The organism is Chryseobacterium sp. HNCC26DJ238 (genome assembly GCF_057180465.1).
Genome location: NZ_JBXUGI010000016.1, coordinates 59,387 through 71,357, shown reverse-complemented (window position 1 = coordinate 71,357; position 11,971 = coordinate 59,387). Strand labels below are relative to the sequence as shown.

At 34.9% G+C, this 11,971-nt stretch carries 13 protein-coding genes; 5 read left to right on the top strand and 8 right to left on the bottom strand.

Annotation, left to right across the window (positions count from 1 at the left end):
- Window positions 1–97: 97 nt before the first annotated feature.
- Window positions 98–319 (bottom strand): hypothetical protein, encoded by a 222-nt coding sequence (locus AC2A07_RS15355; protein WP_484051111.1) that lies wholly within the window; start codon window positions 317–319, stop codon window positions 98–100.
- A gap of 335 nt (window positions 320–654) precedes the next feature.
- On the opposite strand from AC2A07_RS15355, the gene AC2A07_RS15350 reads away from it, so the two are divergent.
- The 5 genes from AC2A07_RS15350 (at window position 655) to AC2A07_RS15330 (ending at window position 5,469) form a co-directional block, all read left to right on the top strand.
- Window positions 655–984 (top strand): PadR family transcriptional regulator, encoded by a 330-nt coding sequence (locus AC2A07_RS15350; protein ID WP_047442550.1) that lies wholly within the window; start codon window positions 655–657, stop codon window positions 982–984.
- Between the two features lie 12 nt (window positions 985–996).
- On the top strand, window positions 997–2,718 hold the full coding sequence (locus AC2A07_RS15345; protein ID WP_314497866.1) for a PspC domain-containing protein: 1,722 nt from the start codon (window positions 997–999) through the stop codon (window positions 2,716–2,718).
- Between the two features lie 302 nt (window positions 2,719–3,020).
- Complete coding sequence (locus tag AC2A07_RS15340) at window positions 3,021–3,617, top strand: 1-acyl-sn-glycerol-3-phosphate acyltransferase (protein WP_484051110.1); 597 nt, start codon at window positions 3,021–3,023, stop codon at window positions 3,615–3,617.
- A gap of 47 nt (window positions 3,618–3,664) precedes the next feature.
- Entirely contained in the window at window positions 3,665–4,099 is a 435-nt protein-coding gene (locus AC2A07_RS15335; protein WP_314497860.1) for a hotdog fold thioesterase, read from the top strand.
- 404 nt (window positions 4,100–4,503) lie between these two features.
- Entirely contained in the window at window positions 4,504–5,469 is a 966-nt protein-coding gene (locus tag AC2A07_RS15330; protein WP_484051109.1) for a chorismate-binding protein, read from the top strand.
- A gap of 70 nt (window positions 5,470–5,539) precedes the next feature.
- Here the strand turns inward: AC2A07_RS15330 and AC2A07_RS15325 are convergent, their stop codons facing one another.
- The 7 genes from AC2A07_RS15325 to AC2A07_RS15295 all read right to left on the bottom strand — a co-directional run bounded on the left by AC2A07_RS15325 (window position 5,540) and on the right by AC2A07_RS15295 (window position 11,958).
- Entirely contained in the window at window positions 5,540–5,734 is a 195-nt protein-coding gene (locus tag AC2A07_RS15325) for a hypothetical protein (RefSeq protein WP_314497854.1), read from the bottom strand.
- 3 nt (window positions 5,735–5,737) lie between these two features.
- Entirely contained in the window at window positions 5,738–6,340 is a 603-nt protein-coding gene (locus tag AC2A07_RS15320; RefSeq protein WP_484051152.1) for a MarC family protein, read from the bottom strand.
- Window positions 6,341–6,384: 44 nt separating this feature from the next.
- Window positions 6,385–8,121 (bottom strand): BatD family protein, encoded by a 1,737-nt coding sequence (locus AC2A07_RS15315; RefSeq protein WP_484051108.1) that lies wholly within the window; start codon window positions 8,119–8,121, stop codon window positions 6,385–6,387.
- On the bottom strand, window positions 8,121–8,855 hold the full coding sequence (locus AC2A07_RS15310; RefSeq protein ID WP_484051107.1) for a tetratricopeptide repeat protein: 735 nt from the start codon (window positions 8,853–8,855) through the stop codon (window positions 8,121–8,123). Before AC2A07_RS15310 ends, AC2A07_RS15315 begins: the two co-directional genes overlap by 1 nt.
- Window positions 8,856–9,069: 214 nt before the next feature.
- Window positions 9,070–10,077: a vWA domain-containing protein gene (locus AC2A07_RS15305; RefSeq protein ID WP_484051106.1), complete on the bottom strand. Its 1,008-nt coding sequence runs from the start codon at window positions 10,075–10,077 to the stop codon at window positions 9,070–9,072.
- A complete protein-coding gene (locus AC2A07_RS15300) occupies window positions 10,077–11,069 on the bottom strand; it encodes a VWA domain-containing protein (protein ID WP_484051105.1) in 993 nt (330 codons plus the stop codon). The genes AC2A07_RS15305 and AC2A07_RS15300 overlap by 1 nt, the downstream gene beginning before the upstream one ends.
- The gene (locus AC2A07_RS15295) at window positions 11,062–11,958 is read right to left on the bottom strand and encodes a BatD family protein (protein ID WP_314497841.1); all 897 of its coding nucleotides are present in this window, start codon (window positions 11,956–11,958) and stop codon (window positions 11,062–11,064) included. Before AC2A07_RS15295 ends, AC2A07_RS15300 begins: the two co-directional genes overlap by 8 nt.
- Between the last annotated feature and the right edge of the window lie 13 nt (window positions 11,959–11,971).

The following is an 11,971-nucleotide window of genomic DNA, read 5'->3' as shown; positions in this document are numbered from 1 at the left end:
CAAAAATAGGAATTACAGAGAATACAAAGCAAATTACATAATAAATTAAACCCTGCTGAACACTTTTAGACAGGATTACTATTTTAATAAAATGCAATTAAAATTCTATTCTGAGATCATAAGCATGACTTACTAAAATGACGACTTTATCATCATATTCGCTCAGCACAGCATCAGCATCCTCATAGCTCCCGTCATCGCCTTTCTTCTGAACCTTTATTTCCCCAAACCCTATAGTTTCTCTGGGTATTTCTAATGAATAATGATTTTCACTTTGATGATACGTTAAATTTTCTGTTATAAAATCAATGTACTGCATGATAATTATTTTTTTTGTTATTGTTAACCAGGAATCAGAGAAATAAAATATTTCTGTATCCACAATAAGCTATTTCTATTCCAAAAGCGGATCAAAATCTGTAAAAATCTAATAAATATTGACTTTAAAAAACTATTTTTTAAAATTTAAAATGAATCGATAAAATTTATTATACTGAAAATCAATTCTTTAAAATAAAATATTAAATAAATTCACTACTTTGTATTGCATATTACCATTTTAATTACATATCTTTGTAATGTAGAATCGGAGAAGTTTAACCAGCTGGGAACTTCAATTGATTTTATATAACTAACTAACAAAACTTATCAAAGATGAATACTGAAAATACCAAAGCGCAAATGCGAAAAGGGATTCTGGAATTCTGTATTTTAAGTCTTATCAATAATCGCGAAATGTATGTTTCTGATTTGATCGATGAACTAAAAAAAGGAAAACTGGATGTGGTGGAAGGAACCCTCTACCCACTTTTGACAAGATTAAAAAACGGTGAATTTCTTTCTTACCGATGGGAAGAATCTACCGGAGGCCCACCAAGAAAATACTATCAGATCACGGAAAAAGGTAAAACTTTTTTAGCCGAACTGCAGAATACCTGGAAGGAACTTACAGACTCCGTCAACCAAATCACTCAAAAAATTTAAAAAAACAAAGCTATGAACAAGACACTCTCAATAGGACTGGCAGGTTTTTCATTCACAATCGAAGAACATGCTTATATAAAACTCAGTGATTACCTTAACGCTCTGAGAAGCTCACTGGATGCTTCGGAAGCAGATGAAGTAATGCATGATATAGAGATCAGAATGGTTGAAATTTTCAGAGATTCTTTAGCAAAACGCGAGGTAATCAATGATGGAGATGTAGAAAGAGTAATCGCGCAGATCGGTTCTCCTGAAAAAATTGAAGAACAGGAAGAAGCCTATTATTCTGAGAAAAACGCAAACCGGAATAATTTTTCAGGAACAACACAGACTGATAAGAGACAGCTGTTCCGTGATCCCGAAAAACAAAAGATTGCAGGAGTATGTGCAGGTCTTGCAGCTTATTCAGGAATGGAAATTACCTGGATGAGACTGATCTGGATAGGAGCATTTATATTTCTTTGGGTAGCTCCCGGATCATCTTTTCTTGTAATAATTTTATATTTTATTCTTTGGGCAGTTTTACCAAAGGCAGAAACAGCTTCTGACTTTCTGAAGATGAAAGGTAAACCGCTGAATTTTGATAATCTGAAAGAGGAATCAGGTAAAATTGTACAGTTTGCCAACGAAACAACCACAAGAGCAGGTGAAATCTATATAGAAAACAAACCTTACATCAACAACGCCGGAAACGGAATATGGAATATTTTAAAATATATCATCGGCGGTTTCTTTGCCTTCATGGCAGTTGGAAGCATTATAGGTGTATTTGTTTTATTTGGTCTTTTCGGAATGGATTCAAATTTCCCCGGTGCGAATGAAATGAAGTTTTACTTCGACGACGACGGGTTGTATAAAGTATTAGCGGCAATTATTATCCTTGGATCATTAATTCCTGCAATTATCTTCAGTTTGCTGAGCATCAAGATTTTCTCCCCTAAAACCAAACTCAGAAATATCGGGTGGGTGATTGGAGTTCTTTTCCTTTCAGTAATTGCACTGGGCTCTTATTTTGGTGTAAGCATGGCAAAAAGAGAAATGTTCATGAAAGGACAGAAAGAAGATACGGAGGAAATTGCAATCAACACCCTTTCAGATACGATTTATGTTGATATGAAAAATGTTACGATTCCTCAGAACTTCACTGCATATGATGATGATCTGTTTTCAGATAAATCATCCGTATTTAAGAAAGACTGGATTCACATAGATGTAACGAGAAAAGCAAATATCAAAACACCTTATTTAATCATTAAAAAAGAGGCTAAAGGATACAACATTCCGCTTAACGTAAGTGTACCTGTAGAAATAGTGAACAACAAGGTAATTCTTCCCAATTACATCAAATATCCTTATGATCACCGTTTCAGAGATTACAGCATTGATTATGAATTGGTAATCCCTCAAACAGCCATCGTAATCCCTTTGAAAAAAGACCAGATGAATTTTGACGGAGATACAGACGGTAACGGAATCAATGATAATGAAGAAAATCAGGATAATGACGACGAAAACGGCAACATCTCAATTGAGAAAAATAAAATTTCCATCAATGGATCTACGATTGAATACAACGATGACGAGAAAGACAGTGTAATCATCAACGGAAAGAAATATCAGAAAGATGAGGCCAAAAAGATCATGGATACGATGAAAATGAATATTGACAAAATGAAAGACGTGGATATAAAGATCAAAGACGGTAAAAAAGAATTTTCCATCAAAACCAAATAATTAAACCTGAGAGAGTGACGGAAGGTGTGGATGAATAGCAACAGTTTGAAACCCACACTCTTCTACTCTCATACAAATCGTAAAAAATTTCATTAATTAGTGGTTTATATGTCAAAATAATCTTATATTCGTAAAAAATTTATTAATCTAAAAAACAACAAATCATGGTACAGGTAGTTTTAGAAATTGCAGTAAAAATCGCAGATTTAATCAGCGGATTATTTTAAGACCAATAATATTTCAATATATTTGTAAAGTATAACCAAAATATGGTTATACTTTTTTGTTTTAAAATTACATTCATGAGAAAGCTGCTAGGCAAACTTATATTAAAAATTCTGGGCTGGAAAGTCGTTCTGCAAGGCGATGTGAACAGCCTCAACCGTTGTATTTTAGTTGTAGCACCCCACACGCACAATATGGAATATATATTGGGAAACCTTGCCTACTGGTCTCTTGGAAAGCCTCTGAAAATTATTATAAAAGATGCTCATACCAAAGCATGGTACGGCTCACTCGTGAGAGGTCTGGGAGGCATCGGTATCGACAGAACCCAGAAAAATGATCTGATCAATTTTGTGGCAAATGAGTTTAAAAAGGATGATTTCAGCCTTGTGATTACACCGGAAGGAACCAGAAGCTGGGTACCCAAATGGAGAAAAGGTTTTTATCATATGGCTCTGGCTGCTAAAGTCCCGATTGTTTTGGCAGCCGGAGACTTTAAAAGAAACATTGTGTATTTAGGATACACGATTCCGTATGAAAGAATTGCTTCGGCATCTTTCCTTGAAGTGATGGAAGAAATTCAGAATTATTATCTCAAATATGACATCGGCCCTAAAATACCAGCCAACTGGAATCCTAATATTATAGGAAACGAAGCTGATACCAAAATCTAAATCACCCATTACTTATTACCCATTACTTATTACTTATTACCCACATCATGTATACGACAGGCAAAACGAAAGAAGAAATTTTAGAATTCATCAATCATTGGGGAGAGGAAACTTTTGCGAAGACCCTGGGTATCCATTTCACTGATATCAATCTTGAAAATGAAACCCTTACGGCAACCATGCCTGTTTCTCCAAAGATCCACCAGCCTTTCGGGATCATGCATGGCGGTGCAAGCTGTGTTCTGGCAGAGACGATGGGCTCAAGCCTGTCTAATATTTTCATTGACGGAAGTAAGTATTTCGGTGTTGGAACCAATATCAATTCCAACCATTTACGAAGTAAAAAAGATGGCATCGTTACTGCAGTTGCACGATTTATCAGAAAGGGAAAAACAATGCATGTTTCTGAAATAGAAATACGTGATGAAAAAGGTCAGCTGATCAATCATACAACGATGACAAATAATATTATTAATAAATAATAGTGAAATGTAAAATACAGAAAGCTGTTTTTTTGAGTCTTTTCTTTCAATGAATTAAAAAGGAATGAAATCTTCAACCTGCTTTAAAATATCAGGATTGAAAAGATCATCAGTCCATATCAGATCAAAATCACATGATTAAGGTTATCTGAAATACTTTATTGAATAAGCTATATTTTCAACTCAGACAACAAGCATAATTTTATCAAATACTTTAATATTAATCTTCCTAACAAAACTGATTATTCACAATAATCATCAATATCCGCCTAACAGTATATTAAAAAAAGGAGATTTGATTTTGATATTTTTAAAAACCAGCAATACCTTTACGGACTGAAAACTTATCTTGGAACCTGCCTGTATTATTTTTAAATAAAAGCTTTCAGTAAGCATTCAAACCTATGATCTACTTCAAATTTCCCTTCGATGAAAAACTTTATTCTCCTGTAGAAGATTCAGATCAAAAAACAGTCATTTTTAAGACTTTTGATCAATCGGAACAGATAGAGTTCAAAGGAAACATCATTGAGGTCAGGTATCAGAATCCTACTTCATCAGATCAGTTATTAATAAAGGATGATTCTGGATTTTCTTCAGAGACCTATGATGAATATATAGAAAAACTTCATGAGGTAATTAAAGTCATTGATGAAAATAAACTTCCTAAACTGGTTCTTTCAAGAAGGAAAATTTTTAAAGACTTCAGTGAAATTGATATAAAGAAAAGTTTTAATAATTTATGTGAAGCTTATCCGAACGCATTCCGATATATCTTCATCAAGGATGATAATGCATGGATGGGTGCTTTTTCGGAGGTTCTTGGAAAATTTAACAAATCAACCCATCAGTTTGAAACTATGAGTCTTGCAGGAACTATTCCTGTTGCTGAAAACTGGACTGAGAAAGAAATTAAAGAACAACAACCGGTGTCAGCCTATATTCGAAATGTTTTAGAAAAATTCAAAACAGGAAGTGACATCTTCGAATCAGGCACTTACGATCATATTTCAGGGAATATAAAACATTTAAGAACTGATTTTACTCTTAAAATAAATCCTGAAAATCTGGACACAATCATTGAAGAACTTCATCCAACTCCCGCTGTATGTGGCATTCCAAAAGATTTCTGTAAAGAAAAAGTTCAGGAATTTGAAAAATTTCCGAGGGAATTGTATGCGGGGTTTATCAGAATAGAAACCGAAAATTTCATTCAGTATTTTGTCAATTTACGTTGTGCAAAATTATACAGTGATTCTGTACACCTTTTTGTAGGTGGTGGAATTACGTCTCAGAGCAATCCTCAAAAAGAATGGCAGGAAACAGAGTTAAAATCTGAAGCTATTTTAAAAAATCTATCTTACACTTAATACATCTATAACAAAAAGACATCCTGCAGGTCACAGAATGTCTTTTGCTTTATGTAAACAGAATTTTCTGCTATTTCTTTACTCCTATTTTACTCCATGTATTCAAAATAAAAAGTAAAAAAAGTCCGACAACTCCGCAGATAATTGAAATAACAAACTTCATATTGTCTTCAGATGAAATCTCTGAATGCCAGTCTATCGCATAGATATTAATGGCGATAACTACGATAAAAACGATCAAAAATACTTTATAAAACTTCTGCATGATTTAAAAATTAATATAGTTCTGCACCAACTGTGCAAAGTTTGCTGTAAATAATTTAATTGAAATCGCTAACAGGATAATCCCGAATACCTTCTGTAGAATAGACAATGTTGCTTCTCCCATTTTCTTTTCCAGCCAGGGCGCTGATTTCAGCACCAAATATACGAAAATTGTATTGAGAATGATTCCCAGAATAATATTGATATCGTGAAATTCCGCACGAAGGGAGAGCGTTGTTGTAAGAGTTCCTGCACCTGCTACTAAAGGAAATGCAATGGGAACAATGGATGCCGCTTTTGCTTCAGTGGTTTTATTAATTTCGATCCCTAAAATCATCTCCAGTGCAATGATAAAGATCACAAAAGCACCAGCTATGGCAAATGAATTGACATCAACACCAATAAATTTTAATATCTTGTTTCCTACAAAAAGAAAAATGATCATAATCAATCCGGCAGTGATCGAAGCTCTTTTAGCTTCAATCTGTCCGAATTTCTGTTTTAAACTCACGATGATAGGAATAGATCCTATAATGTCTATGACCGCAAACAGTACCATAAAACAGGTTACTGTTTCTTTAAAAGAAAAATCCTGAAGAACATCCATCATTTGATAATTATTAATTTCGCAAAATTATGAATAAAAAATGATTATTTACTAATCTGTAAATACAAATTGATAATATCTTTCAGAAGATCACCTATACCCTCTTCAGATTTTACAGGAGTATATTTCTCTATCTGGATTCTTTGAGAAAGATTTCTATACTCTTCCGCTACGGCACTTCCCTTATATTTTTCTAAAAATTCTTTAAAATCATCCTTAGAACTCTGAAAATACTGATTCCGGACTTCTGAGTCCAATTCATCAACTGTAATGAAGAATCGGTCAAAATCCTGGCTGTCCTTTAAATTTTCCAGATAGGTAAAATAATCTTCTATATCCGTTTTCAGACTTTCTCTAATTTCTTTTTCAGTTTCTGCAACGGATCCCAGAGGCCGTGAAATTGTTTTTTCCTTAAGTAAAACACGCTTTTTCTTCCAAATCCTGAACACCAGATAAGCAATCAGTAAGCTGAGCAGAATTCCGACATTGATAAGAAGAGTATTCCAGTTAAACCTGCTTTTCTCTTTTACTTTAAAAGTTGTTGTTTTCAAAACCGGGCTGTTAACCGTTTCAAGAAAAGTATTGGTGTATTCATTTACCTTTTCAGCGGTTGTGCGGGCTTCTAAAACTTCGTCATGGGAGAAAGCATTAAGATTAAGAGTTTCTCTTCCAAGATTGATATATTCTTTGATGTCAGGATTAAAAAAAGCAAACTCCTGTGTTTTAATCGTTAAGGCTCCTGACTTATTGGGAATTAAAACATAATTAGCCAGAATATACCCTTTCATCCCATCAACGTCAGCCTGCACTTTTGAAGTGATTTTAGGGGTGAAAACCTGATAATCAGGCGAACTTTCAATTGTAGGCAAATCCATATCTGATAAATTGCCTTTTCCTGAAACTTTCAGAATAACATTCACCGGTTTTTTTGCTTCGATCTTAGCTTTAGACTCATTGTATATATCAACCTTGAAATCACCAACAGCATTTTTGAAGGATTCCGGAGATCCTTCCGGAAGTTTTTTTACATTCAGTTTTACTTTATTGGAAACTATCTTATTTTTGGCAGCATAGGAATTAACAGAAGCAGATACAGAAGGTACTTCAACATATCCTGCCTCATTTGGAAATATAATAAACATGGCCAAAACCTGTGACGGCATATTACTGTAACCGGACGGATCTATAGCTGATTTGTGAAAATTTACAGGATGTACATTGATATTATCCTGTTCCGGAAGATGAACATTCTTTACTTTTCGAAGATTGTCAATATTTCTGGAGTACACTCTAAGAACAGCAACAGTAGGCTGATCCTGGTAGACCTCTCTATCTTCTATTTCCATGTTCAGATATACGTCATTATCCGTATTCTTAGCAATCGGTTTTTTCTCTATATCACGGATGAAAATATCAAAGGGTTCTGTTTTATATATTTTATTATTAACAGTAACCAGTACAGAACCTATTTTTATTTTTCCTTTCTGTTTCGGTTCGAGGGCAATTCTGGTAACGTACTGTTCAACGGCAACATTAGAATCCGGATCCCTAACCCCCTGACTGAAAGACCCATTACCGATTATATTAAATTTAGATAAATCCGGCAGCTGAATTTTGCTCTGCTGCACAAGATTATCACCATTCAGTTCCAGTGTAATTGTAAGATTGACGATATCTTTACCATTATAGTCACTTTTATCAGGTTTCATTTTAAGTTCTACCTGTCCGTAAGCAATTACGGAGACAAAAGTTAACAGTATGTAAATTAATTTTTGTTTCATCACCAATCTTTTTCGTTGCTCTGAGGCATCGAATAAGAATTCTTGTTTAAAATTCTCCTGGCGGTTTCTTTTTCTTTTTCGCCTACTTTATTCAAAATGGCGTTTTCAATATCTTTTGGCATTTTGCCCTGATTGTTTTTATTGGGATCCGGCTGATTTCCTTCAGGACTGTTCCCTTCGTTTTTCTGACCCTCACCCTGATCTTTGGAATCACCTTTCTGATCTTTTTCTTTCTGTTGATCTTCGCCTCCGCCGCCTTTGCCGGATTTGTTCTCTTTGTTTTTCTTCTTCTGATTTTCTTTTTCCTTCAGTTTGGCAATCTCAAAATTCTTTCTGGTAGCTTCATTGTAGGGATCCTGCTTCAATGACTGCTTATAGAAATCAGTTGCTTTTTCAGGCTGATTCATCTGCATGTAAGTATTTCCCAGATTGTGCAAAGCCGCTGCTTTGTCGGGAATCGTCTGAGAAAGGCTCTGGGCTTTTTCAAACTCAGCTTTTGCCTCCTCGTACTTTTTGCTCTTATACAATGCGTTCCCCAGGTTATAATGCGCCGTAAATTCCTTTTCACTTGATTTTATGGCTTCCATATATCGTGATGAAGCACCCTCATAATCTTTACCGTTGAATTTCTGATTGCCTTCATAGACTAAAGTTTTATAACTTTTCTGCCCAGACAATATGCCTGAGAACAAGAAAACAGTCATCAACGACAAAAATAAAATTTTAGTATTCATCACCTGCAAAATTATTCCTTTATATGTTAAGAAACAGTCTTTTATTTGTTAAAATTGGGTTAAAGTATTCACACGGTTAAGATTTTAATAAATGCAAATTAAATCTCATGGTTACGATTAAAATATCAAATTTACGAGGATATATTAATAAACTAAGGAGTACAGATCATCTCAAAAATGTGGTGCTATAAAATTGAATTAAGACAAAAAAGACTTAGACATTAAAATCTCTTTTTGGGTTAAAAAGGAAAATCATCAGAAAGAAAAAAATCGAAACCGCCAGAAAATACTGGTAATAATGACTGGCATTTTGAGATTTGACCAAAGTAGCTGTAGAGGAGGATTTTTTTTGTAAAGCCGCAATGATTCTGTCCGCCGCATCATCAATGTTATTTCCATCGATATATGAGCCACCTGTTGATTCTGCCATTTTATGAAGCGCTTCAGTCTGTCTTTTTGAAATAACAGTCTGCCCATTCATATCACTTTTATATCCCATCAACTGTCCAAACTCGTATTCGGGAACAGGTGCACCTTCATCTGAACCAATTCCGACTGATATCACTGTAATTCCTTCTTTGTTAGCCAGTTTGATGGCAGCGTTATCGTTACCTTCATTATCTTCACCATCACTGAGTAAAACGATCTTTCTGGAACCTTTGCTGATATTTTTAAATTTATCCACAGCGGTTTCCATCGCTTTCAGGAAGTCAGTTCCCTGAATTTTGACAGATGTCGTTTCGATCCCGTTAATATAGGTTTCTGCAGAATTGTAATCAGTTGTCAACGGCATAATTGAGGTTGCCTGACCTGCAAAAATAACAACTCCCACTTTATCATTTTTCAGTTTCTGCAAGGTCTGAATCATCAGATTCTTCCCTTCTGTCAAACGGTTAGGGGTAATATCCTCAGCATTCATAGAATTAGAAACATCCAGCATAAAAATAACATTGTTAAATTTCTGATTGGTCGTTACCTCTTCCGACCCGCTCAGCAGATCAATGATAGAAAATATTAAAAACAGGGTTGCTAAAAAATACAGGGATGGAAAAATTTTAATAAATCCTGATTTTTTTTCAAATAAAGAATCATGAAAGCGACTCTCTGCAAAAATTTGCCTTCTTTTTTTCTTCCATTTTAAATATCTGATCAGAAAAAAAGACAAGAGGGGTAAGAGCAACAGTAATAACAGGTACCAATAATTTCCTAAATACAATTCCATCAGCTTAAAAATTTATATAATACCCATCTCAATAATGCATCAAAAAACAACATGTCCAAAGCAATCCACAGGAATATTTTAAAATATTCTTCATAATTATAAAGCTTGGAAATCTTTACATCAGATTTTTCCAGCTGATTAATTTCATTGTAGACTTCTTCCAAACTGCTGTTTGATGTAGCCCGAAAATATTTTCCTCCTGTATCCTGTGCAATTTCCCTCAGGACAGGTTCATCTATCTGTACCTGTGTTTCAGTAAAAACCAAATCTCCAAAAATATCCACTTCTGTCGGCATTAAGGCGATCCCATTGGTTCCCACACCGATTGAATACACCTTGATATCATTACTTTTGGCCAATTCTGCGGCGATCTGAGGTGGAATGGCATTCTGCACATTGCTTACTCCATCGGTCATCAGGATAATAATCTTACTTTTTGCTTTGCTGGTGCGGAGATGGTTTACTGCAACAGACAATCCCTCTCCGATAGCGGTACCGGGATAAAGTTCGGCGGTATTCAGATTCCTCAGTTCATCAATGACCACCTGATGATCAGAAGTCACCGGAACCTTTGTAAAGGCTTCAGATGCATAGATTACTACCCCTATTCTGTCATTAGGACGCTTTTCTACAAATTTAACTGCAATGTCTTTCAGTGCGGTCAGCCGGTCCGGTGAAAGGTCTTTTGAAAGCATACTCAGTGAAACATCTACAGCAAACATGATATCCACTCCTTTGGTTTCATCCCGGTCCTGAGAAATGGTAAAAGTTCTTGGCCTCGCCATTGCGATAAAAAGACAGGACAGAATAATGTACTTTGAAATTTTCAGAAAAAACAGGACAGGAAGGATTCCGCTGCCTGTATTCATATTCTGAACTGTGGGCACTTTTATCCCTTTCAGTTTTTTCCTTTTTACATCTCTGATCAGCAAAGGAACAAACAACAGAAAAAGAAATAAAAACCACGGACTGTAAAACTCAAAATTAAACATCTTTTCTCAGGTTTTCAAATTCTATATCCTTTGATGATCTTTTCACAAAGTCTCTGATTTCGGAAAAATCTTTTTCCATCATCTGCTGATCGGGAAATGTTTTAGCAAATTTTACAAGATCACCACGGAAAAAGACGTCTTCTATTACTTTCTCATTATCCTGTGAAATAGTATTGTTCTCTTTCATCAGATGAACCAGATCATCAGTCAGAAGTACATCAGCAGGGATTTTATACTGCTTCGCAATAAATTTTCTTGAAATATCAATGAGCTCCACATAAAAAGAGCGGTAATTTCCTTCTTCGATGTATTTTTTCTTTTTTAATAGGTCCAGCTCTTTCAGAGTCTGATTGGTCGCAACAACAGGAGCATCTTTTGATTTCCTGCCATATTTCACAATCATAAAAACGGCAATGATAAAAGCAATCAAAGCAATAGCTCCCAAAACATACCATTTATAAAGCTGCCAATAATCTGCAACCTCAAGCCTGACATCTTTATTATTCATGATGTCATTTATTGGATCTCCCTTCTGTGCTGTGTTTACTACTTCAATCTCATACGGAATTGTCTTTAAAACCTTATCTCCTACCTGAAATTTCAGTTCAGGAATGGTATACGTTCCTTCATCATAAACGGAAAATTCTATATTTCTCCGATAGGTATTCTGCTGAACTCCTACACTGTCTTTAATTTCTTCAAAATGAAAAGGAAGCAGCTTATCTTTTGGAGCAGCTTTCACTTCCTGACTGTTGAGATTATCGATCTTTATAGTCAGGCGGTTAACTTCACCCAATGCCAGGGTTTTCTTTTCAAGGTTGGAGGAAAGTATCTGTGAAAACGCATTTGCACAGATTAAAAATGATAAGAGTAATACTATTTTTTTCAATTCTAATACTAAG